The 19,767-nt window shown below is 63.8% G+C and carries 26 protein-coding genes; 13 read left to right on the forward strand and 13 right to left on the reverse strand.

Translation table 11 applies throughout. The features are described 5' to 3' along the window. The 3 genes from QM615_RS07105 to QM615_RS07115 all read left to right on the forward strand — a co-directional run. On the forward strand, nucleotides 1–419 hold a 419-nt coding region (locus tag QM615_RS07105), incomplete at its 5' end, for a transposase (RefSeq protein ID WP_283347174.1). Nucleotides 420–591: 172 nt separating this feature from the next. Then, entirely contained in the window at nucleotides 592–1,272 is a 681-nt protein-coding gene (locus QM615_RS07110; protein WP_149406748.1) for a thiamine pyrophosphate-binding protein, read from the forward strand. Next, nucleotides 1,272–2,171, forward strand: a complete 900-nt coding sequence (locus QM615_RS07115) for a transketolase family protein (RefSeq protein ID WP_149406749.1) — start codon at nucleotides 1,272–1,274, stop codon at nucleotides 2,169–2,171. Before QM615_RS07110 ends, QM615_RS07115 begins: the two co-directional genes overlap by 1 nt. Here the strand turns inward: QM615_RS07115 and QM615_RS07120 are convergent, their stop codons facing one another. From QM615_RS07120 to QM615_RS07130, 3 genes are all read right to left on the reverse strand, one after another. After that, nucleotides 2,172–2,630 carry a DUF6194 family protein gene (locus QM615_RS07120; RefSeq protein WP_149406750.1) on the reverse strand — a complete coding sequence of 153 codons (459 nt, stop codon included), beginning with the start codon at nucleotides 2,628–2,630 and terminating at the stop codon, nucleotides 2,172–2,174. It lies immediately after the preceding gene. A 76-nt stretch (nucleotides 2,631–2,706) separates the two neighbouring features. After that, the gene (locus tag QM615_RS07125; RefSeq protein ID WP_149406751.1) at nucleotides 2,707–3,330 is read right to left on the reverse strand and encodes a luciferase domain-containing protein; all 624 of its coding nucleotides are present in this window, start codon (nucleotides 3,328–3,330) and stop codon (nucleotides 2,707–2,709) included. A 66-nt stretch (nucleotides 3,331–3,396) separates the two neighbouring features. After that, nucleotides 3,397–3,975, reverse strand: a complete 579-nt coding sequence (locus QM615_RS07130; RefSeq protein ID WP_188078722.1) for a hypothetical protein — start codon at nucleotides 3,973–3,975, stop codon at nucleotides 3,397–3,399. Nucleotides 3,976–4,252: 277 nt separating this feature from the next. Between QM615_RS07130 and QM615_RS07135 the strand changes: the two genes are divergently transcribed. Beyond that, nucleotides 4,253–4,528 carry a PLD nuclease N-terminal domain-containing protein gene (locus tag QM615_RS07135; protein WP_149406752.1) on the forward strand — a complete coding sequence of 92 codons (276 nt, stop codon included), beginning with the start codon at nucleotides 4,253–4,255 and terminating at the stop codon, nucleotides 4,526–4,528. On the opposite strand, the gene QM615_RS07140 is transcribed toward QM615_RS07135, so the two are convergent. Continuing rightward, complete coding sequence (locus QM615_RS07140) at nucleotides 4,521–5,915, reverse strand: aminotransferase-like domain-containing protein (protein WP_149406753.1); 1,395 nt, start codon at nucleotides 5,913–5,915, stop codon at nucleotides 4,521–4,523. The genes QM615_RS07135 and QM615_RS07140 overlap by 8 nt on opposite strands. On the opposite strand from QM615_RS07140, the gene QM615_RS07145 reads away from it, so the two are divergent. The 4 genes from QM615_RS07145 (at nucleotide 5,914) to QM615_RS07160 (ending at nucleotide 10,417) form a co-directional block, all read left to right on the forward strand. Beyond that, nucleotides 5,914–6,855 (forward strand): DMT family transporter, encoded by a 942-nt coding sequence (locus tag QM615_RS07145; protein WP_149406754.1) that lies wholly within the window; start codon nucleotides 5,914–5,916, stop codon nucleotides 6,853–6,855. The two genes, QM615_RS07140 and QM615_RS07145, sit on opposite strands and share 2 nt — an antisense overlap. After that, nucleotides 6,852–8,072, forward strand: coding sequence for a pyridoxal phosphate-dependent aminotransferase (locus QM615_RS07150; protein ID WP_149406755.1), 1,221 nt, complete (start codon nucleotides 6,852–6,854; stop codon nucleotides 8,070–8,072). The genes QM615_RS07145 and QM615_RS07150 overlap by 4 nt, the downstream gene beginning before the upstream one ends. A 124-nt stretch (nucleotides 8,073–8,196) precedes the next feature. Then, nucleotides 8,197–9,360, forward strand: a complete 1,164-nt coding sequence (locus QM615_RS07155; protein WP_149406756.1) for an NADH:flavin oxidoreductase/NADH oxidase — start codon at nucleotides 8,197–8,199, stop codon at nucleotides 9,358–9,360. A gap of 115 nt (nucleotides 9,361–9,475) precedes the next feature. Further along, complete coding sequence (locus QM615_RS07160; protein ID WP_094638341.1) at nucleotides 9,476–10,417, forward strand: DUF808 domain-containing protein; 942 nt, start codon at nucleotides 9,476–9,478, stop codon at nucleotides 10,415–10,417. 12 nt (nucleotides 10,418–10,429) lie between these two features. Here the strand turns inward: QM615_RS07160 and QM615_RS07165 are convergent, their stop codons facing one another. The 4 genes from QM615_RS07165 to QM615_RS07180 form a co-directional block, all read right to left on the reverse strand. Further along, nucleotides 10,430–10,642, reverse strand: coding sequence for a hypothetical protein (locus QM615_RS07165; protein WP_149406757.1), 213 nt, complete (start codon nucleotides 10,640–10,642; stop codon nucleotides 10,430–10,432). 8 nt (nucleotides 10,643–10,650) lie between these two features. Beyond that, nucleotides 10,651–11,193 carry a winged helix-turn-helix domain-containing protein gene (locus tag QM615_RS07170; RefSeq protein ID WP_149406758.1) on the reverse strand — a complete coding sequence of 181 codons (543 nt, stop codon included), beginning with the start codon at nucleotides 11,191–11,193 and terminating at the stop codon, nucleotides 10,651–10,653. A gap of 127 nt (nucleotides 11,194–11,320) precedes the next feature. Further along, nucleotides 11,321–11,584: a hypothetical protein gene (locus QM615_RS07175; RefSeq protein ID WP_149406759.1), complete on the reverse strand. Its 264-nt coding sequence runs from the start codon at nucleotides 11,582–11,584 to the stop codon at nucleotides 11,321–11,323. A gap of 148 nt (nucleotides 11,585–11,732) precedes the next feature. Next, nucleotides 11,733–12,104 (reverse strand): VOC family protein, encoded by a 372-nt coding sequence (locus QM615_RS07180; RefSeq protein WP_149406760.1) that lies wholly within the window; start codon nucleotides 12,102–12,104, stop codon nucleotides 11,733–11,735. 62 nt (nucleotides 12,105–12,166) lie between these two features. On the opposite strand from QM615_RS07180, the gene QM615_RS07185 reads away from it, so the two are divergent. Beyond that, complete coding sequence (locus tag QM615_RS07185; protein ID WP_068049409.1) at nucleotides 12,167–12,601, forward strand: MarR family winged helix-turn-helix transcriptional regulator; 435 nt, start codon at nucleotides 12,167–12,169, stop codon at nucleotides 12,599–12,601. A gap of 2 nt (nucleotides 12,602–12,603) precedes the next feature. Here QM615_RS07185 and QM615_RS07190 read toward each other — a convergent pair whose 3' ends face one another. Genes QM615_RS07190 through QM615_RS07200 form a run of 3 tightly spaced genes read right to left on the reverse strand, consistent with a single transcriptional unit; the run spans nucleotide 12,604 to nucleotide 14,598 of the window. Beyond that, nucleotides 12,604–13,413 carry an alpha/beta fold hydrolase gene (locus QM615_RS07190; RefSeq protein WP_149406761.1) on the reverse strand — a complete coding sequence of 270 codons (810 nt, stop codon included), beginning with the start codon at nucleotides 13,411–13,413 and terminating at the stop codon, nucleotides 12,604–12,606. 13 nt (nucleotides 13,414–13,426) lie between these two features. Further along, on the reverse strand, nucleotides 13,427–14,149 hold the full coding sequence (locus QM615_RS07195; protein WP_149406762.1) for a pirin family protein: 723 nt from the start codon (nucleotides 14,147–14,149) through the stop codon (nucleotides 13,427–13,429). After that, entirely contained in the window at nucleotides 14,146–14,598 is a 453-nt protein-coding gene (locus QM615_RS07200) for a MarR family winged helix-turn-helix transcriptional regulator (RefSeq protein WP_094669507.1), read from the reverse strand. Before QM615_RS07200 ends, QM615_RS07195 begins: the two co-directional genes overlap by 4 nt. 85 nt (nucleotides 14,599–14,683) lie before the next feature. Between QM615_RS07200 and QM615_RS07205 the strand changes: the two genes are divergently transcribed. Both QM615_RS07205 and QM615_RS07210 read left to right on the forward strand, forming a co-directional pair. Further along, nucleotides 14,684–15,175, forward strand: a complete 492-nt coding sequence (locus QM615_RS07205) for a VOC family protein (protein ID WP_149406763.1) — start codon at nucleotides 14,684–14,686, stop codon at nucleotides 15,173–15,175. Nucleotides 15,176–15,205: 30 nt separating this feature from the next. Continuing rightward, nucleotides 15,206–15,988, forward strand: a complete 783-nt coding sequence (locus tag QM615_RS07210; protein WP_149406764.1) for a pirin family protein — start codon at nucleotides 15,206–15,208, stop codon at nucleotides 15,986–15,988. 6 nt (nucleotides 15,989–15,994) lie between these two features. Here QM615_RS07210 and QM615_RS07215 read toward each other — a convergent pair whose 3' ends face one another. Further along, on the reverse strand, nucleotides 15,995–16,798 hold the full coding sequence (locus tag QM615_RS07215; RefSeq protein WP_149406765.1) for an SDR family oxidoreductase: 804 nt from the start codon (nucleotides 16,796–16,798) through the stop codon (nucleotides 15,995–15,997). Nucleotides 16,799–16,833: 35 nt separating this feature from the next. Here QM615_RS07215 and QM615_RS07220 point away from each other — a divergent pair, with 35 nt between their 5' ends. Both QM615_RS07220 and QM615_RS07225 read left to right on the forward strand, forming a co-directional pair. Beyond that, nucleotides 16,834–17,634, forward strand: a complete 801-nt coding sequence (locus QM615_RS07220; RefSeq protein WP_149406766.1) for an ABC transporter ATP-binding protein — start codon at nucleotides 16,834–16,836, stop codon at nucleotides 17,632–17,634. Next, the gene (locus tag QM615_RS07225; RefSeq protein WP_149406767.1) at nucleotides 17,631–19,214 is read left to right on the forward strand and encodes an ABC transporter permease; all 1,584 of its coding nucleotides are present in this window, start codon (nucleotides 17,631–17,633) and stop codon (nucleotides 19,212–19,214) included. Before QM615_RS07220 ends, QM615_RS07225 begins: the two co-directional genes overlap by 4 nt. Here the strand turns inward: QM615_RS07225 and QM615_RS07230 are convergent. Continuing rightward, nucleotides 19,206–19,766, reverse strand: a complete 561-nt coding sequence (locus QM615_RS07230; RefSeq protein ID WP_149406768.1) for a sugar O-acetyltransferase — start codon at nucleotides 19,764–19,766, stop codon at nucleotides 19,206–19,208. The two genes, QM615_RS07225 and QM615_RS07230, sit on opposite strands and share 9 nt — an antisense overlap. Nucleotide 19,767 lies beyond the last annotated feature (1 nt).

A 19,767-nucleotide genomic window follows, 5' to 3' on the forward strand; every position in this document is an offset into this window, starting at 1 on the left:
CGAGTGCTCGTGTCGATCCGGATCCGAACGCCGACAACGAGATCGGGGTGCTACTCGCCGATGCCGGGTATCTGACCGAGGCGAATTTGACCGCTCCAGGACCCGACCGGTTGATCGCGATCGGCAAGCACGCCGCGGTGTCGAAAGCAGCAGCCGACATGCCCGTCGACGGGCCACCACCACCGGGTGCGACACCGAAACAAGTCATGTCGCATCGGCTGCGGACCCCGGTCGGTGCCGCGCTCTACGGCCTGCGCAGCCACATCGCCGAGACCCCGTTCGGTCACGCCAAACACAATCTCGGATTCCGACGCTTCAGCAGCCGAGGACAACAACGAGCAGCCGCGGAATTCACCTTCCACGCTCTGGTACACAACCTGTTCAAGGCCATCGGAGCACAAACCCCGGCACTGGCTTGAGGCCGGGCCCGCCCGCGACCCCGATAGTTCCTACGCGCACACCCAGCCCAACGACGGCCACCTCGAAATCGAAACAGCCCGGAAAGCGCCTCTGAGCACAAATGTTGGACACCCACCGCACCACCCACTTCTGCCTTGACCTCGAGTGCACTCGAGGTTGCAGGGTGGGGTCATGCAAAGGACTTACGACGAGTTGCCGCAACTCATGACACTGATGACGGGCGACGAAAAGCACAGCACCAGTGCCACTTCGACGCTGGATGTGTTGTGGGTGCTGTACTCCGACATCCTGCGGCTCGATCCTGCGAATCCCGATGACCCGAATCGTGATCGGTTCTATCTGTCCAAGGGGCATGGTCCGATGGCGTACTACGCCGTGCTAGCGGCACGTGGATTCTTGACGCCCACCGAGCTCGCGTCGTTCGGCAGCTACCACTCTCCGCTGGGTAATCATCCGGACCGCACGCTCATTCCCGGGGTCGACATCGGATCCGGATCTCTCGGTCATGGTCTGGCGCTGGCCGCTGGAACTGCTGTCGCGCTGCGGATTCAGAAGTGCATCGCCCGAGTCTTCGTGCTGATCGGCGACGCGGAACTCGACGAGGGCAGCAATATGGAAGCCATTCAATTTGCTGCGCGGTCCGAGTTGGGCAATTTGACCGCCGTGGTGATCGACAACGATTCTGCCGGTCTGGGTTGGCCCGGAGGTATCGCCTCGCGGTTCGCCGTCGAGGGGTGGCACACCTCTGACGTCGACGGTCGAGACCACAGTGCTCTTCGCCAGGCGTTTCGCGCCGATCACGCAGGCCGTCCACATGTGGTGGTCGCTCACGTCGAAAAGAAGGAGAGCTGATGAGTGCATCGCTGGATCAACGCGAGTACTTCTACAGTCTGGTGCCCCAATTGTTGGCGCAGAACGAGCGAACAGCGTTGGTGCTGGCGGAGATCGGAGTCGGATATCTCGGACCGCACCTCACCCCCGATATTCGATCGCGGGTGATCAACGTCGGTATTCGAGAGCAGGCGATGATCGGCGTCGCCGGTGGTCTGGCCCTGGCCGGAATGCGGCCGATCGTGCATACCTTCCCGCCGTTTCTGATCGAGCGACCCTTCGAGCAGGTGAAGCTCGATCTGGGGCACCAGGGCGTCGGTGCCATCCTGGTGAGCTCCGGCGGGTCCTACGGATGGCCGCAGGGCGGCGAGACACATTTCGGTCAGCGAGATGTCGCACTCCTCGACACGCTGGGCGAGTGGACGGTCCACATCCCCGGTCACGTAGACGAGGTCGAGTGGATGCTGCACAGCGCGGCGGCCACCGACGATCGCGTGTACATCAGGCTCGACGGGGTGTGCAACGATCGCCCGTACGGACGGTCCGACGGGAAGTTCACCGTTCTGCAGCAGGGCAATTCGGGAACCGTCATCTCCGTCGGACCGACGACGGATCGAGTTCTGGCCGCGGCGTCGGGGCGCGACCTGACGGTGCTGCATGCGTCGACGATCAGGCCCTTCGACAGTGCCACTCTACGAGGGACGCTGACGGCGCCGGACATCATGATCGTCGAGCCGTATCTCGCGGGAACGTCTGTGCTGCAGGTCGATCGAGCCTTGGCCGATGTGCGTCATCGGGTGTTGGGAATCGGGGTGGAGCCCGGAGAGCGTCGCAAGTACGGCACAGTGGCCGAACACGATCGGGCCAACGGCCTGGACGTCGACGGGCTGTCCCGATCGATTGACGACTTCTTCGGCTGATCAGCCCTGGCGTCGTTCGTATCTGCTCTTGGCAACGTCGTAGGCGGAGTCCAGTAGTTCCCGAACGTGTGTCTCGGTCTGCGCCGACGGGTTGACCACCGAAAGCCAACCGGCGGTGCCGTACTGAGGGTGGGCGGCGATGACATCGTCGCTGTCGGCCTGGGGTGCGTGGGCCGCTTCGCGGGGCGGCACTCCCAGGATCTCCTCGAATTGCTGCTTTCCTACAACGATATTGACGCGGAACGCGCCTGGCCTGTTCAGTTGGGACAGCTCGTCACCCGGGTAGTTCTTGGTCACGATCGTTGCGAACGGCTGCGTCGTCGGGATCGTCCCGTCGGGTGAGTAGTAGAAGAACGCATCGCCCCAAGCAAGTTCGGGAGTTCCATCACCCTCTCGTGGGCGCTGCGTCACGGTGCCCTCGAAGCTTGCGACCACGTTCACGATGTCGTCGAGTGTCATTCATCGATCGTCACATGTTCGGTAGCTTCTGCCCAGAGTTCAGCCGACTTTGTCCGTACCCCGCTCGAGCGGAGAGTCAGGCCCTCGCGGTGGAGACCGCGCGTCGAATGATCTGTTCGATTCCGTAGATGTCGTCGGAGTCTCGTGGTGCGTAGAGGAAGACATAGGTCTCGGGTAGGCCGAGGACCGGGCGTCCGGCCAAGGGGTGCAGTTCACCCCACCCGGCGGAGATGACGGTCTGGGCGTCGTCCGGCTGCATCACCACGTGCATCGAGCCTTCGCTCTCGTGTACGTGCAGAACTTCGCCCTTCGTCCGCGATATCCACGGCGCGGCAGCACTGATGTCCGAGACGTACAGCGCGTCGCCTCGTCGCTCGAATCGACTGCGCTCCATGTGAAACGGCGATTCCGATCCGGCGTGTTCGGTGACGGCGACAGTCAGACGCTCGATCGAAGCAGGGGTACCTCGATCGGTGAGTTGGCGATGAGGAATGGGGTGCGGCGCGATCGACGGCCGAAGTCCGGGGCGCTGCTGGAGGTGCCAGTGCAAACCAGGACTCGATGTGCCGGCGACCGTCAGTGGATCGCGTCGAGCAAGTGGCCTCAGGGCAGTGGTGATCAGCCAGCCGCCCACGTTCGCGGGAAGTCCGCCCGGCCCCAGTCCCATCCACGCGGCGTAGTCGTTCTTGACGTTCTGCACAGTCCCCCCCAGGTCACGTCGCTCAGTGACAACGTAGCCCGGAGGGGCCTGTCGTGGGTAGCTCTCTCAGGCCGGGCAGCTCACGGTGTAGGTCCAGACGGTGCCGGCCGGTCCGGTGACGCGCACCAGCACATTGGTTGCGGCGCCGGGCGGAACTGCCACCACCACCGAGCCGACGCCGGTGCTGCCGCCGACATAGCCGGTGTTGTGGATCAGTGCGCCCTGGTAGAACACCTCGATCTGATCGGGAACGTCGACGGTGTCGTAGCTGAGAACGAACGACGTCGGTCCGGTTCGACCCAACTCGTGCAGGGTCTCCGTCACGCCCTCTTCGCCCGACAGTGTCGAGGCGTTGCACTGCTGGGTCGCGATGCCTCCGTTCGCCGAACCCGTGTCGATCCCGAGGATGCCGCCGGCTATGGCACTTCCGCTTCCGAGAATGCGTACACCGTTGTCGATGATGTTCCCGCCGTCGAGAATCGCACTGCCACTGTCGACGATGGCGCTGCCGCTGTCGACGATCGGGCCGAGTTCGGGCTGGGCCAGGGCCGACGCGGGCGCGGCCAGCGTGAACGCTGCGGCGGTCAGGGCCACCGCCACCGAACGGCGCGCCAGGTTCTTACGAATTCCACTCTTGCTCGACACAATTCCTCCACCGAAAGTACTGGACGGGCTGTCCGTCTCAGCGATGGTGGCACAACGGAACCGCGTCGGATATCCCTTGTTCGGATGATCGTTCGGAGCCAAATTGTCTGTGCCCCAAAGGCTTGTGTCGTTCGGTCGACTGAACAACGGGGCCGACCCGGACCGCGTCGTACATCTCGAGATGTACGACGAAATACCCACGCAGACCGATGTGGCGCGGCCTGCCGGTTCGTAACGTTGACCAGGTCAACGAAACAGCATTATCGGAGGAACCGTCATGCACGCCGTAACACTTCTGTCTCAGCAACCGTCCACCACCGAGCAGGTGCTGGGGTGGGGCTTGGGAACCATCGTTCTGGTGGCAGTGCTCGGCGCGGTCGTTCTGTTCGTTGCTGCGTTGGTCAGCATCATCGGCTCGCCGAACTACACTGTCGCCGGTCGCGCAGTGTGGATCTTCGTCGTACTGGCGTTCCCGTTCCTCGGTCCCCTGGTCTGGTTCGTGTGGGGTCGGAAGTCGACGTTTGCCGTCGATGCTTCCAACGGTCTCAGATGATCGAGCCGATCGTGCGCGCCGCGTCGGCGAACTCCCCGGGGTTGGGGCCCGCGTAGTTGAGTCGAAGGTACTTTCCGGTTGGTTCGGCGGGGAAGTAGTCGTGGCCGGCCCCGACGATGACGCCCGCCGACTTGCAATCGCGCACAATGCGTTCCAGATCTGCGTCGTCGCTCAGTCGCATCCAGAGATTGAGTCCACCTCGGGGCACCGCGTCGAGATGTCCACGCGGTGCGAACTCGATGAGGCTGTTCGCCAACAAGTCTCGACGCGAAGCCAGCTGAGTACGCAACCGCCGCAGGTGGGTTCGCCAGGCAGGTTGCGTGACCACATCGAGCGCCACGGCTTGCAGAATCCCGCTGACATACATCGATTCGGCTCCCGTATCGGCGAGGATGCGCTCGTGTGCGGGCCCGCGAGCGATCAGGCCTGCCAGGCGAACCGAGGGTGACACCGTCTTGGTGAGTGAGCGAAGGTAGACGACATGCCCGGCGTCGTCCCGTGCGGCCAGCGGACTCGGCTCCGCGGTGATGCCGAAATCGTGGGCCGAGTCGTCCTCGATCAGAAACGCGCCGTGGCGTCGAACAGTGGCGAGGACCTGCTCGGACAATGTGGGCGACCACTGTGCACCGGTGGGGCTGGCGAACGTGGGTTGGGCATAGAACGCCCGAGCGCCGGTGTGCGCGAATGCCCGAGCGAGCGCGTCGGGGTCCGGACCGTCGACGCCGCTGGGTATCGGTACGACGCGGACACCTGCCTGCGTGGCAGCAAGGATCGCGCCCCAGTACGTCGGGGACTCCATGAGTAACGGCCGACCGGCTCCGACGAGCGCCCGAAATGCCGTGCTGAGTCCGGTCTGGCTGCCGGGGATGATGACGACGTCACTGGCCGACGGTGGCGTGATGCCCAACGGTGTCGACGCCCCCAGCTCGGCGGCGAACCATGCCCGCAGTTCCGGCAGACCCGCGGTGGGCGGTCGGGCGATCACCGCGTCGGTGCGCGAGGCGCGGGTGAAGGCGGCGTGAACAAGCCTTTCCGGCAACAACTCTCGAGCCGGGTAGCCAGAATGCAGAGCGATCACGTCGCTCGACGTCGACTGCAGAGCCGCCGGGAGTTGCAGTCGATTGTCCGGCGCTCCCAGAGCCGCAGTCTGCCACCCGTAATCGTTGGGGCGCGCTGTGCGTACCGTCTTGACGAATGTGCCGACGCCAGGCCGGCTTTCGATGACGCCCTGCGCGATGAGCGTGCGGAGAGCCTTCTGAACCGTGACCGGGCTTGCCGAATGTTCGGCGACCAGGGCGCGGGTGGACGGCAGCCGGGCTTCCGGTGGCGCAGTCGCAATCCATATTCTCAGTGCAGACACGATCCGGGAACTGCTATCGTCGGACATGACACAGCATGGTAGCGCTACTCGGTCTGGGGCGGGTCTGCTATCCCGCGCCGGACTGCTCTGGGGCCTGGCAGGCGTCACGGCGTTCTCGTTCACGGTGCCGCTGACCCGCGTCGCCGTCACCGGGGGCCTGTCCCCGCTTTTCGTCGGAACTGGACGCGCTGTAGTCGCCGCCGCATTGGCTGCGGTAGCGCTCGCCGCTACTGGGCAACGGCTCCCTCAGGGGCGGCAGTGGATGCGGCTCGCGGTGATCGCGGCCGGTGTCGTCATCGGCTTCCCGGTGCTCACCTCGTACGCCCTCACCACTGCATCGGCCGGGCACAGCGCCGTTGTCATCGCATTGTTGCCGGCCGCCACCGCCGTCGTCGCTGTTGTCCGCGAACGGCAACCCGTGCGGCCGATGTTCTGGTTGGTCGCAGGCGTGGGCGCTGCCGTCGCAGTCGGATTCGCTGCTCTGCAGGGCGGGCAGTCGACGGGTGTCCAGTGGTCGGATCTGCTGCTGCTCGGAGCAGTGGTCGCCGCGGCGGTGGGATACGCCGAGGGCGGCCTGTTGTCGCGAGAACTCGGCGCGTGGCAGACGGTGTCGTGGGCGCTGGTCGTGTCCGTACCGGTCACCGGCGCATCGGCCGCGTTCGCGTGGTGGCAGCAACCCTCGACAGCCGGCGCGCCCGAGTGGACAGCCTTCGGGTATCTGGCGGTGGTGAGTATGTACCTGGGGTTCTTCGCTTGGTACCGGGGACTGGCAATCGGTCCGATGTCCAGCGTCAGCCAGGTCCAGTTGATCCAACCTGTGCTCACCATCTGCTGGGCCGCGATCATCCTGCGCGAGGGCTTGACGTGGCCGGTGATCGTGGGTGGAGCGGCGGTCATCGTGTGTGCAACAGTGGCGGTCCGGACCCGGATGTCGCCGACCGTTCGGCAGGAGGAGTTTTCGAAATGACGAAATCGATCGATCAGGCGCGCAAGCTCGAGAACGTGCGGTACGACATTCGTGGACGCATTCTGGACAAAACCGAAGAACTCGAGGAGCAGGGGCACGCGATCCTGCGGCTCAACGTCGGCAATCCTGCCCCGTTCGGTTTCGAGGCACCGGACGAGATCATGATGGCAATGATCCGCAACCTCCCTACCGCACAGGGCTATTCGGACTCCCGCGGTCTGTTCTCCGCCCGTACCGCGGTGGTCCAGTACTACCAGACCAAAGGCCTGACCGATCTCGACGTGGGCGACGTCTACCTCGGCAACGGGGTATCGGAATTGATCACGATGACGATGCAGGCGCTGTGCAACCCGGAAGACGAAATCCTGATCCCGTCGCCCGACTATCCGTTGTGGACGGGCTCGGTAGCCCTCGCCGGGGGCGTACCCGTCCACTATCTGGCCGACGAAAGCCAGGACTGGGCACCGGACTTCGAGGACCTCGAAGCCAAGATCACCCCCCGCACCCGTGCGATCGTGGTGATCAATCCCAACAACCCGACGGGAGCGGTGTATCCGCGTGAGGCGCTGGAGCGATTCGTCGACCTGGCGCGGAAGCACGATCTTATTCTGCTTGCCGACGAGATCTACGAGAAGATCGTCTACGACGGGGCGGAGATGATCAATCTCGCCACTCTGACGGGCAAAGATGTTCTGTGCCTGACCTATTCGGGTCTGTCGAAAGCGTACCGGGTGTGTGGATTTCGTGCCGGTTGGCTGGCGATCACGGGCCCGCGTCGGCGTGCGGCGAGTTTCATCGAGGGCATCACCCTGCTGTCCAACATGCGCATGTGTGCGAATGTCCCGGCGCAGCACGCGATACAGACCGCGCTCGGCGGTAGGCAGTCGATCGAGGATCTCCTACTTCCGGCGGGCAGGCTGACCGCGCAGCGCGATCTGGCGCATCGCATGCTCAACTCCATCGACGGAATCAGCTGCGTGCAGGCAGCGGGTGCGCTGTACATGTTCCCCAAACTCGACACCGAACGCTTCGGCATCGTCGACGACGAGAAATTCGTCCTCGACTTGCTCGAGTCCGAGAAGATTTTGGTCAGCCACGGCCGCGCATTCAATTGGGATGTGCCCGATCACTTCCGACTGGTGACCCTGCCCAACGTGGACGACCTCGCAACGGCACTCGAGCGGCTGGGCAACTTCATGAGCTCTTACCGGCAGTGAAGATCGGCCCTCACACTCGGGTGAGTTCGACGGTGAGAAAACCGTCACCGATTTGCACCACCGGTGTAGTCGGTCGAAACGTGCCAGGTGATGAGGTGGTTCTACCGAGGAAAGGACCACTGCCATGCCCGATCTCTTCAGTCCGTTCACGCTCAAAGGCGTCACGCTTCGAAACCGCATCGCCATGTCGCCGATGACGATGTACCGCGCCGTCGACGGGAAGATGAACGACTTCCACCTCATGTATCTCGGTGCGCGTGCGGCAGGCGGCTTCGGGATGGTGTTCCCGGAGCAGGTTGCGATCACGCCCGACGGACGAACCACTCCCGGATGCGCCGGGATCTACGACGACGATCAGATCGAGGGTCACGCTCGCGTGACGGCGATGATCAAGCAGATGGGATCGGTTCCGGCGATTCAGCTGGGCCACACCGGACGCAAGGGCAGTGAAGTGCCACCGTGGCAGGGCGGACACCAGCTTCCGGCAGACCATCCCGACGGTTGGGAGTGTGTTGCGCCGTCGGCGATTCCCTACGGCGGCGACCACTCGTTCCCCGTCCACGAACTCACTGTGCCCGAGATCAAGGCGATCCATCAGAGCTACGCCGACGCAGCTGTTCGTGCTGCGGAAGCCGGGTACGAGTGGCTCGAAATGCACTACGCCCATGGTTATCTCGGTGCCAGCTTCTTCTCCCCGCTGGCGAACCAGCGCACCGACCAGTACGGCGGAAGCCTGGAGAACCGGGCACGGTTCCATCTCGAGGCACTCGACGCGGTGCGTGAGGTGTGGCCCGAGAAGTACCCGCTCACCATGCGATTGGGCTCGGACGACCATCACCCCGACGGAGTTCAGTTCGACGAATCCATGATCGCCATCGGATGGATGAAGGAACACGGCCTGGACATGGCGGATGTCAGCCTCGGCTTCAACACCGACGACATGGTGGACCCACCGTTCGGCGACATGGGGTTCATGGTCGAGCGCGCCGCGCGGGTCAAGCGTGAGCTGGATATTCCGGTGACGTGCAGCTGGAACCTCGGTGTTCCGGAAAATGCGGACGCCGTGATCCGCGACGGCAAGATCGACGTGGTGTTGCTCGGTCGTCCGGCGCTGGCCAACCCGCACTGGCCGGTGTGGGCTGCACGCGAGCTCGGCCACGGTGACCCGTTCTCGCTGGTGCCCGAGGACTGGAGCTGGTGGTTGAAGAATTTCCGAGGACACGACCCGAGCATCGGATTGCCGCCTGCGAAGGTCGTCGAGGTCGAGGAGGAGCGCAAGATCGCGTAGCCACCGACAAGGAGGGGCCGGACGGCGATCACAGACCACCTGCGGACGGTAGGGTTCCAAGGGCTCGCATCATGAGGAGCCCAGTGGTGTTCTCGTATCGACGCGGAGGTTTGTGATGGCCGGCGGACTCGTAGCCCTGCTCGACGACGTGGCAGCGCTGGCGCGTCTGGCAGCTGCGTCCATCGACGATGTCGGTGCGGCGACAGGCAAGGCGACGGCCAAGGCCGCCGGCGTCGTGATCGACGACGCAGCAGTGACGCCGCAGTACGTTCGCGGTCTCGCAGCCGAACGTGAACTGCCCATTATCAAGCGCATCGCCGTGGGCTCGCTGCGCAACAAGCTGCTCATCATTCTGCCGATCGCTCTGTTGCTCAGTCAGTTCCTGCCGTGGCTGCTCACCCCCATTCTGATGCTCGGCGGCTGCTACCTCAGCTATGAGGCCGCGCACAAGATCTGGGGTGCGCTGTTCGGCCACGGCGACCATCACGCCGCAGCCGAGGACGAGCCGCGCGACGAGGACACCGTTGTCTCCGGCGCAGTGCGCACCGATCTGATTCTGTCCGCCGAGATCATGGTCATCGCGCTCGACACCATTGCTGCAGAGGACTTTTGGAGCCGCCTGATCATCCTGGCGGTTGTCGCCGTGGTCATCACGATCGTCGTGTACGGAGTCGTCGCGCTGATCGTGAAGATGGACGACATCGGTCTGAAACTGGCCGACGGGTCCACCGGATTCGTGGAGAAGTTCGGCCGAGGCTTGGTCAAGGGCATGCCGAAGGTCATGTCGGTGCTCTCGGTCGTCGGCACCGCGGCGATGCTGTGGGTCGGCGGACACATCCTGCTCGTCGGTATCGACGAGCTCGGATTCCATCCGATCTACGAACTCGTGCATCACGGCGAGGACGCAGTGCGCGGCGTGGCCGGCATCGGCGGAGTGCTGGCGTGGATCGTCAACACCCTCGCGTCGGCGATCATCGGCGCGATCGTGGGCGGCATCATCGTCGCTGCGCAGCTGGGGATCTCGAAGGTACTCGCCAAGCGGGCTGCCGCGAAGTAGTGGCCGCTTTCCTCACCGATGAATGAGCTCGAGCACCCTTCGCTCGGACACGGAGACATCGGCGAGCGATGCCGTCAACTCGTCCCATGCGCGCTGAACGCGAAGTTCGTCGCGGCGCAGGCGTTTCTGGGCAGCAGCCAGTCTGCGGCGCTCGGCTCGAAGCACATGCAACTCGCGATCGTGCCGGGCGATGAACAGGTACGTGTGCGGATCGAACGGATACATGCCAACTCCTATGGTGTCGTGGGGAATCCGTGCATCAGAACCATGACGTGTTCGCGGTCCCCCGAGGTCGCGGTTTCCCCATGTCGACGCCACCTGTCCACGACGGCACGTAATTCCACGTCCATCTCGGCGGTTTCGCTCGCGGTCAGTCGCAGGACGTTGTCGGTGCTGAAGGCAGCCGATACCCACTCCGGACCCCAGGATTCGGATGTTCGATCGAAGTTGCGCAGACGCGACCACTGATGTGCCAACCAGGATTCTTTGGATGCCTTGGCAACCGACAACGACTCGGGTGAGTCGGCGAAGTCGTTCTCGGACCAGCTGAACCCGTTCTCGCTGGCCTCCGACCACCAGCGCTGACGTTTGTCCGATCCGTTCTCGACCTCCTTGACGAACCCGTGCTCGGCGAGCTTTCGCAGGTGATAGCTCATCGAGGCGGGTGACTCGTCCACCAGATCGCCGAGCTGGGTCGCTGTCATGGACTTGTTGGCGCGCAACGCATAGAGCAGTCGCAGCCGGATGGGATGCGTCAGCGCCTTCAGCTCGGACATGTCCGTCAGCTTCCGCGGCGTCCGATCCGGAGGTGGTGGGGGCATACGACAACCATAACCCGAAAGAAATATTTCGCAATAGTTCTTTCGGAACTTACTGCTGTATAGGTAGGTGTTGTCTGCGGAACTACGCCGACGGCGACAGCATCAACAGTGTCGCCCCGATGCCGACGATGATCGGAGCGGGCACTATCCACCACGACCATCGTCGATCCTGGCCGATGACGTGGAGAACCCGGATGGCCCAGATCAGGCCGATGATCAGCAGTGCCACGGTTGCAATCAGTGCGACGAGCAACCGGTCAGGTCCTGTCAGCTCGCCGTACGGGGACGGCCACCAACTTCTGGACAGACAGACCCAGGCGGCGACGACGCTTGTGGTGAATGTCAATAGGATCGGGCCTGGTGGTTTGGCGGGCTTTCGTGGTGCATTGGATGCCGCGATGGTCCGGTCGATCAAGGCTCTGAGAATGGTGAAGGTCCCTACTCTGCGGAGGCCGTGGCGGTTTCAGGGTCTCATGGCCGCCGCGCTTTCGGAACTAACTGCTGTGCACGGTCACCGCGTATCCGTCCGGGTCGGACAGGACGAAGGTCTTACCGAAGGGACCGTCGAAGGGTGCTGTCAGGATGGGCACGTCGGCGGCGACCAGTGACTCGTGCAACGCCTCGGCGTCGTCGCAGGAGAGCCACAGGGCTACCCCCAGTCCGGCCTGTCCGCTGTCGAGATCGGTTCCGGGAGCTGGGTTTCGGACGGCGAACGGGATGGGCGAGGTTGTGAACACCACCGCGCCGGGGGGAGCCTGGGGTGCGCGGACCAGGCCGAGCCGGCTTTCGTAGAAGTCTGCGCTGGCGGCGAGGTCGCGTACTTGCAGAGAGAGGAAGCTCGGTCCGGAGACGGTAGCGGTGGCCATGGTGGATCCTTCCGTTGGGTTGTCAAGAACTTGACGAGACAAAGGTATGTCAAGATGTTGACATGAGTCAAGTGGACCTCGACACCTCGATCGGCTACGCCCTCAAGCGGGCCACATCCGCCCTGCGTTCGGCGATGGACGATCGCCTACGCGAACTCGACATCACCGTCTCGCAGTACTCCAGCCTCGAACTCCTCGCGCACAAGCCGGGATTGTCCAACGCAGAGCTCGCCCGCGCGGTGTTCGTCAGCCGGCAGGCAACCCATCAGCTGCTGGCCGGGCTGACGCGCGATGGCTTGGTGGAGATCGAAGGTGCCGGTCGAGACCAACGCCTGCACGTGACGGCTCGAGGAATCGAACGCCTACGACAAGCGTCGGCCGCCGTCGCAGACGTGGAACGCACCATGATCGAATCGCTCTCCGCGCAGGAGCGGGAAGTGCTGCATCGCAATCTTGTTGCGTGTGCTGAGGCGTTGGGCGGGCACCCGCACGCGTGACCTCACTCGATCGAGTCGAGGAACTCCAGCATTGCCGTGTTGAATTCGTTCGGTCGGTCCATGTTCGCGGCGTGGCCGCATTTGTCCAGCACTACCGATCGGCCGTGTGAGTTGCCTACGACGGAATCGAAAGCGTGTGCAGCAGGCCAGAACTGACTCTCACGCCCGGCGACCATCAGGTACGGCCGATCCGTTGCTGCGATGGTCGCGCGCCAATCCCGGGCAGCATGGTCTGCGAGCAGAGCCTGCATCGGCGGGGTATCGGGCGACGCCATCTTCGGAACCGCACGTAGCGCGAGCACGAGCTTCAGGAGCGACGGCACGGACTTCCACTTGGGCAGGCCGTGTCCGGTATCGGGTATTCCGTTGTCGAAGACCGTCGTTCGGTTGTCCTCGGTGAGACCGTAGAAGCCGTTCTTCCAGTCGGAGCTGTTCACCATCTTCGGCGTCTGATCCACCGATACGACGGCTCGTACGTGCTCGGTGCCGAATTGCGAGATGTACGACCAGATGGTGCTCGCCCCCATGGAGCCGCCGATCAAGACGGCCTCGTCGACGCCCACCTCGGACAGGAAGTTCGCCACGTCGCGTCCGTGTCGCTCCATGGACGCACCGTGGATCGGTGCCTCCGAAGCGCCGTGTCCTCGTCGATCGAGCGCCAGAACGCGATATCCACCGTCCACCAACGCTTTCTGCTGCAGCGCCCAGGTCGTCGCAGGCGCGCAGAAACCGGCAATGAGCACCACGGCCGGGCCTGTGCCCTCGTCCAGATAGTTCAGGGTGACAGCATCATCGGTGGCGATGGTCGGCATAGTCGACACTCCCTCAGGCGAAGGTGGCGTGCATTTCCCAGATCATGATTTCGCTCGCGGTCGATGCTGTCACACGGTGTCCGCCGGTGGAGGTCAGTCGCACCGCGTCACCCTGGGCGAGATCGCCGATGTCCTCGAACATCGCCGAACCGTCGGCGACGAAGACGTGACCGAACGGCGCGTCGGGAACGGTGATGGACTGTCCGCGCCGGAGCCGCGCAACGTGCAGTGCCGCAAAGCGATTGCCGATGTGTATTCCACTTCTGCCCGGCATTCCCGATGCCACACAGACCAGCTCGCCGGATGCCAACTCGTCGCGCACGTCCAGTTCGTCGTACGAGGGCACCCGTCCGTCGGCATCCGGCGGGATCCACATCTGTACGACGCGTAGCTTGTCGCGGCTGGTCAGGCTCGACGCGTTGCGTTCGGTGTGGCGAATGCCGGTGCCCGCACTCATGCGTTGAATCAGACCGGGGCGGATCAGTCCGGAATTGCCCTCGGAATCGGTGTGCGCGAGCGTGCCCTCGAGTACCCACGTGAGGATCTCCATGTTCCGGTGCTCGTGCGAATCGAAGCCCTCACCGGGAAAGACGGTGTCCTCGTTGTGCACCATCAGCAGGCCATGCGCGTTCGCAGCCAGGTCGTAGTTGCCGGTGGCGGGGAAGGACTGTTTGGAGTCGAGCCATTCGTTCCACCAGTGATGCCGCTGCTCGCCGGAAATGTGGGTGAGGGTCACGACGCGTGGTTCCGCATTGCCGAGAAAGTGCGGGTGAGGGCCGCGAGATCCTCTGGGTTCACCAGGTCGAACATGTTCTCCCGTACCGCTGCGGCGTGCCCTGGACTGGCCTCGGCGAGGGTGCTGAGGCCGGACTCGGTGAGCTCGGCGGACATGCCCCGCTTGTCGTCGTCGCATTTGACGCGTCGAACCCAACCGCACTCGACCAACCGGCTGATGGCCCTGGTGACGCCGCTTCGAGTGGTGGTGACGGCGTCGGCGAGTTCGCTCATGCGGCGTCGGCGATCGGGCGCTTCGGAGAGCACCACCAGCAACTCGAAGTCGGTGAACGAGATACCGGAGTCACGAGTGAGCTGGTTGTCGAGATCGCGAAGCAGCAGCCGAGTCGCGTCGAGGTATGCGCGCCAGGCCGACTGTTCGTCCTGGCTGAGCCACCGTGGAGATTCCATGGGTCCATATTAGTTGACAACGCAACTACTCGGTGTACTGTCGTGGTAGTTGACGAAGCAACTACTTGACCCGAAGGGTAGAGCGATGACCGAGACAGATCAGCACACCATCGAGCGTGACCGCATCCGTGCCCAGCACATGAAGCCGGCAGGCGAGCGGCCCGCGTCGTCGGCACGGGGACTGCATCACACCGCCTTGGTCAGCAGCGACGTCGAAGCCACGGTTCGCTTCTACCAGGATCTCCTCGAGTTCCCGCTCACCGAACTCATCGAGAACCGTGACTACCCGGGCTCCTCGCACTTCTTCTTCGATATCGGCAACAGCAACCTGCTGGCGTTCTTCGACTTTCCTGGACTCGACGTCGGACCGTATGCAGAAGTGCTCGGCGGCCTCCACCACGTGGCGATCAGCGTCGAGCCGACCAGGTGGGAACACCTGCGTACCAAGCTGATCGACGCCGGAGTGGAACTGATCGAGCACAGCGATGTCTCGCTGTACTTCCGCGACCCCGACGGTGCGCGTCTCGAACTGATCGCCGATCCACTCGGTGAGATGTACGGCTCGCACGTTCTCTGACCCCCATACTTCGAGATTCGAGGCAATGACATGACCTCTGCAGCAACCACACTCGACGTCCGACGGGCCGACGACCGATTCAAGACCAAGATCGGCTGGCTCGACTCCAAGCACTCCTTCTCCTTCGGCAATCACTTCGATCGTGGCAACACCCACCACGGCGTCTTGATGGTCAACAACGACGACATCGTCACCCCCGGGCAGGGATTCGACACCCACCCACACCGTGACATGGAGATCGTGACCTGGGTACTGCAAGGATCGCTGGTGCACCAGGATTCGATGGGCCACTCCGGCGTCATCTATCCCGGTCTCGCGCAGCGCATGAGTGCAGGCACAGGAATTCTGCACTCGGAGAAGAACGACTCGTGGCGACTCGGTGAAACCGCCGGCTCGTACTCGGGCAAGCACGGCGATCCCGTTCGATTCGTCCAGATGTGGGTTGTGCCCGACGAACAGGGCATCACCCCGGGCTACGAGCAGCTCGAAATCGACAGCGAATTGCTCAGTGGCGGGCTGGTTCCGGTGGCGTCAGGGATGGCGCGCCACGCCGATCACGCGGCGATCCGAATCAAGAACAAGTACGCCGCGATGCACGCTGCACGTCTGCAGCCAGGACAAGCCCCGGTCGACGTTCCCGACGCGCCGTTCGTGCACATCTTCGTAGCCGAGGGTGAAGCGATGCTCGAGGGTGTCGGCGTACTTGCCGAGGGCGACGCCGTGCGGATCTCCGGAGGCGGCGGGCAGAAACTGAGCACCGCAACCGGAGCCGAAGTGATCGTGTGGGAAATGCACGCGGCGATCGCCGGGTGACGTCGGCTACCGCTTCAGGCCGAACATCTTCGCGATTGTCTTCTCCATGAAGGTCGCCGGGAGCAATCGCCGCGCCATGAACACGACCGGTGCGTTGCTTCCTCTGGCGTACAACGGTTTCGGCTTGTCCGCCTCGATGGCCTTCAACACCACCTCCGCGACTTCCTCGGCGGAGATGCCGGTTCCCTCCTTGCGGTCCAGAGACGAGATCGCGGTGTGGAAGTCGTCTCGGTGGACCGAATCCGGTGCGATGTACTTGGTCCGTCGCTCACTGATTCCGGTGTTGATCGAGCCCGGCTCGACGGTGGTCATCCACACCCCGAAGGGCGAGAGTTCCAGGCGCGCGGCATCGGAGAAGCCCTTGATGGCGGCCTTCGTCGACGCGTAGGACGAGCGGTAGGCGAGCGGGAAGCTCGCCAGCATCGATCCGATCATCACGATGCGGCCGTAGCCACGCTCGCGCATACCGGGAATGACGCCCTGGGACAGCGTCACTGCACCGAAGACATTCAACTGGAACAACCGCTCGATGGCATCGGTCGGCAGCTCCTCGAACGGCCCGGACTGACTCTCACCGGCGTTGTTGACCAACACGTCGACGACACCGAGATCGGCGACGAAGTTCCGGATCGAGTCGGCATCGGTGAGGTCGAGAGCGCGATACTCGACGCCGGTGGCCCGTTGCGCGTCGGTCATCGAGTCCGGATTGCGCGAGGTGCCGATCACTCGGTACCCCCGGGCGAGGAGCGCCTGCGCAACCGCGCGTCCGATACCCGACGAAGCTCCGGTGACCACTGCCGTGCGATTCATGCCCAGATGGTACCGGGACGGCTGATCGATACCGGATGACGAACCGTCCCATACCGGTTAGTCTGTTACCCGTGCAAACGAATTCTGCTGCCCTGCTGATCGAGCACCTCTGTATGGCTTTCGGCCCCAAAGTCGCAGTCGACGACCTGTCGCTGATGGTTCCACCCGGTTCGATGTTCGGACTCGTCGGCCCGAACGGCGCTGGCAAGACGACGTGTCTATCCATGGCGGTCGGTCTGCTCAGGCCACAGTACGGCCGAAGTCTGGTGTTCGGACGAGACGTCTGGGCCGACCCCATCGCCGCGAAAGAGCTACTCGGAGTACTGCCCGACGGGCTCGCTCTGCCATCCCAGTTCACCGGCCACGAGCTTCTGACCTACTTCGGACGACTGCGCGCAATGCCCGAGGACGTGATCGCACAGCGTCGGGACGAGCTGTTGGACGCATTGGATCTTGCCGACGCCGGGGGAACCGTCATCGCCGACTACTCCGCGGGTATGACCAAGAAGATCGGGCTGGCCTCGGCGCTGCTGCACGGCCCCCGGCTGTTGGTGCTGGACGAGCCCTTCGAGGCGGTCGACCCCATCTCCTCCACCACCATTCGCACCATTCTGGTCCAGTTCGTCCGGTCCGGCGGATCGGTGATCCTGTCGAGTCACGTGATGGCACTCGTCGAGCAGCTCTGTACCCACGTCGGCGTCATCACCGGTGGCCGAGTCGTGGCTGCGGGCACGGTGGACGAGGTCCGCGCCGGCGGAAGTCTGGACGACGCCTTCGTTCGCCTGGTCGGTACTCGCGAACAGAACCCCGACGGCCTGTCCTGGATGCGCTCGTGACGTCTCTCGGTCGAACCGTCCTGCAGATGCGAATCACGCTCTACCGCAGGCAATTCAGGGGCGGCCAAGCAGTGGTGAAAAGCGTGTTCGGGTTGCTGGGGCTGGTCTTCGCGGTACTGGCGTGTGTGTTGTCTGCGCGCAGTGGAGCCTCGCAGGTGTTGGTCGGCGGCACCGTGAGCCTCGGGCTGACACTGATCGGTCTGAGCTGGGTGCTGTTCCCGGTGCTCTCGGGGATCTCCGACGACAACATCCAGCCCCGCCACTTCCAGATGCTGTCGGTGAAACCCTCACGCCTGGCGCGTGCCCTGTTGGCCACATCGGCGTACGGGATGCTGGTGCCGTTGACGGGCATCGCGACCGCGTCGATCCCGATCTACGCCGTGTCCCGTTCTCTCGCAGCACTTCCGCTTGCCCTGGTGGCCTGGCCAGCGACCGTCGTACTCTTCGTGACGCTGTCCAGGGTGGTCACCGTGGCGATGTCTCAGCTACTGAAGAGTCGGCGTAGTCGAGAGTTCGCTCTGCTGGCGTTCGGTGCGGTGTTCGGCGGCCTGTACTTCCTGCAGTTCCCCATCACCCAGAACTTCTCTCGGGTGCTGTCGGGCGAAGTGACATGGCCTCTGACGCTGGCACATTCGATTCCGTTCAGCTGGGGCATCACCGGAGTCGACGCTGCGCTCGACGGCAACTGGCCTCTCGCGATCGGCGCAGTGGCGGGACTGCTGCTGCTCGACGTCGCAGTGGTGTGGGCGTGGCAGCGACTTGTGCTGCGGCTCTTCGAGGGGCGGGTGTCCGCCTCGTACGGCGCGTCGCGGAAGCAGACGGCAACGAACGGCCGCAACGGTGACACCGGCTGGCGCACCACCCGTGTCGGCGCGGTGGTGATGCGGGAGTTGTCCCTGTGGGGCGGCGATATGCGTCGTCGAAGCCAGTTGCTGTCGGTGCTGATCTTCACGGTGCTCGGAGGCGTCGGTCCGTTGCTGACCGATTCGATTCCGTTCACCGCAGAGTGGGGTGCGTGGATGGTGATCTACATGGCGATGGGCGCGGGATCGAATCTGTACGGCCTCGACGGCAGTTCCATGTGGCATCTGGTGATGATTCCGCAGGCTCTGCGCGACGACGTCCGTGGTCGGCAGATCGCGTGGCTGATGGTTGCCGCACCTTTCGCGATCGTGTCGACGACGGTGGTCCGAGTGTTCGGCGACCTCGGACTCGACCGGTTGGCGGTCCCCATTTCGGTGACGCTGTCGATGCTCGGCGTCAGTGCAGGGCTCATCGTCGTGATCTCGGTCCGTGCCGCCTACCCGGTCCCCGAACCCACCAAGGCCTTTTCGCTGAACACCCGAGGGTCGTTCAACGGAGGTTCGTTCGCATTGATCTTGCTGTCGATGGTCGTACTCGGAGTGTCGGTGGTGCCCGGTCTGCTGCTGGCACTGCTCCTGCCCGGTGCGTTCGCGTACCTGTCCGTTCCTGTGGCCGCGGCTATCGGGTGGCTGGGCATCTGGTGGGGCGCCCGGATGGCCGTCGGCACCCTCGTCGGTGACTCCGACAAGATCTTGCACGAGGTGATCTCACGGTAGGGCGCGAATGGTCCGACTCGGGTTGCCGGCAGCGAAGGTGTGCGGCGGCACGTCCCGGGTGACGACGCTGCCTGCACCGATCACCGAGTTCTCGCCGATCGTGACGCCCGGGCACACGATGACTCCGCCGCCCAGCCAGACGTTGTTCCCGATGACGATGGGAAGAGCACTCTCCCAGCGTGTTCGGCGCGCCTCGTGATCCTCCATGGGGTGCAGCGGCGTCAGCAGTTGTGCCCGTGGTCCGATCGACACATCGTCGCCGATGGTGATGGGCGCGCAGTCCAACAGGATCGCGTCGTAGTTGAGGAAACTGTTCGATCCGATGGAAATGTTTGTGCCGTAATCACATTGGAACCTGGGCATGATCCACGAATCGTCTCCGAAGGATCCGAGCAATTCGCCGAGAATCTCCCGACGCTCTTCGTTCCGGTCTGCGTCGGTTGCGTTGAATCGGTCCAATAGCCTGCCGCACGCCACCCGAGACGCCACCAGTTCGGGATCGTTGTCTCGGTACAGTTCTCCGCGCAGCATACGATCCCGGTTCTCGCCCATG

The organism is Rhodococcus sp. IEGM 1341, assembly GCF_030056895.1.
GTDB lineage: Bacteria > Actinomycetota > Actinomycetes > Mycobacteriales > Mycobacteriaceae > Rhodococcoides.

Coding starts and splice junctions, on each gene's coding strand:
- QM615_RS07160 (WP_094638341.1), top strand. CDS start 9,476: ATGGCCGGCGGACTCGTAGCCCTGCTCGACGACGTGGCAGCGCTGGCG.
- QM615_RS07150 (WP_149406755.1), top strand. CDS start 6,852: ATGACGAAATCGATCGATCAGGCGCGCAAGCTCGAGAACGTGCGGTAC.
- QM615_RS07205 (WP_149406763.1), top strand. CDS start 14,684: ATGACCGAGACAGATCAGCACACCATCGAGCGTGACCGCATCCGTGCC.
- QM615_RS07170 (WP_149406758.1), bottom strand. CDS start 11,193: ATGTCCGAGCTGAAGGCGCTGACGCATCCCATCCGGCTGCGACTGCTC.
- QM615_RS07180 (WP_149406760.1), bottom strand. CDS start 12,104: ATGGCCACCGCTACCGTCTCCGGACCGAGCTTCCTCTCTCTGCAAGTA.
- QM615_RS07165 (WP_149406757.1), bottom strand. CDS start 10,642: ATGTATCCGTTCGATCCGCACACGTACCTGTTCATCGCCCGGCACGAT.
- QM615_RS07220 (WP_149406766.1), top strand. CDS start 16,834: ATGACGAACCGTCCCATACCGGTTAGTCTGTTACCCGTGCAAACGAAT.
- QM615_RS07135 (WP_149406752.1), top strand. CDS start 4,253: ATGCACGCCGTAACACTTCTGTCTCAGCAACCGTCCACCACCGAGCAG.
- QM615_RS07230 (WP_149406768.1), bottom strand. CDS start 19,766: ATGGGCGAGAACCGGGATCGTATGCTGCGCGGAGAACTGTACCGAGAC.
- QM615_RS07155 (WP_149406756.1), top strand. CDS start 8,197: ATGCCCGATCTCTTCAGTCCGTTCACGCTCAAAGGCGTCACGCTTCGA.
- QM615_RS07190 (WP_149406761.1), bottom strand. CDS start 13,413: ATGCCGACCATCGCCACCGATGATGCTGTCACCCTGAACTATCTGGAC.
- QM615_RS07120 (WP_149406750.1), bottom strand. CDS start 2,630: ATGACACTCGACGACATCGTGAACGTGGTCGCAAGCTTCGAGGGCACC.
- QM615_RS07215 (WP_149406765.1), bottom strand. CDS start 16,798: ATGAATCGCACGGCAGTGGTCACCGGAGCTTCGTCGGGTATCGGACGC.
- QM615_RS07210 (WP_149406764.1), top strand. CDS start 15,206: ATGACCTCTGCAGCAACCACACTCGACGTCCGACGGGCCGACGACCGA.
- QM615_RS07140 (WP_149406753.1), bottom strand. CDS start 5,915: ATGTCCGACGATAGCAGTTCCCGGATCGTGTCTGCACTGAGAATATGG.
- QM615_RS07115 (WP_149406749.1), top strand. CDS start 1,272: ATGAGTGCATCGCTGGATCAACGCGAGTACTTCTACAGTCTGGTGCCC.
- QM615_RS07145 (WP_149406754.1), top strand. CDS start 5,914: ATGACACAGCATGGTAGCGCTACTCGGTCTGGGGCGGGTCTGCTATCC.
- QM615_RS07200 (WP_094669507.1), bottom strand. CDS start 14,598: ATGGAATCTCCACGGTGGCTCAGCCAGGACGAACAGTCGGCCTGGCGC.
- QM615_RS07110 (WP_149406748.1), top strand. CDS start 592: ATGCAAAGGACTTACGACGAGTTGCCGCAACTCATGACACTGATGACG.
- QM615_RS07185 (WP_068049409.1), top strand. CDS start 12,167: ATGAGTCAAGTGGACCTCGACACCTCGATCGGCTACGCCCTCAAGCGG.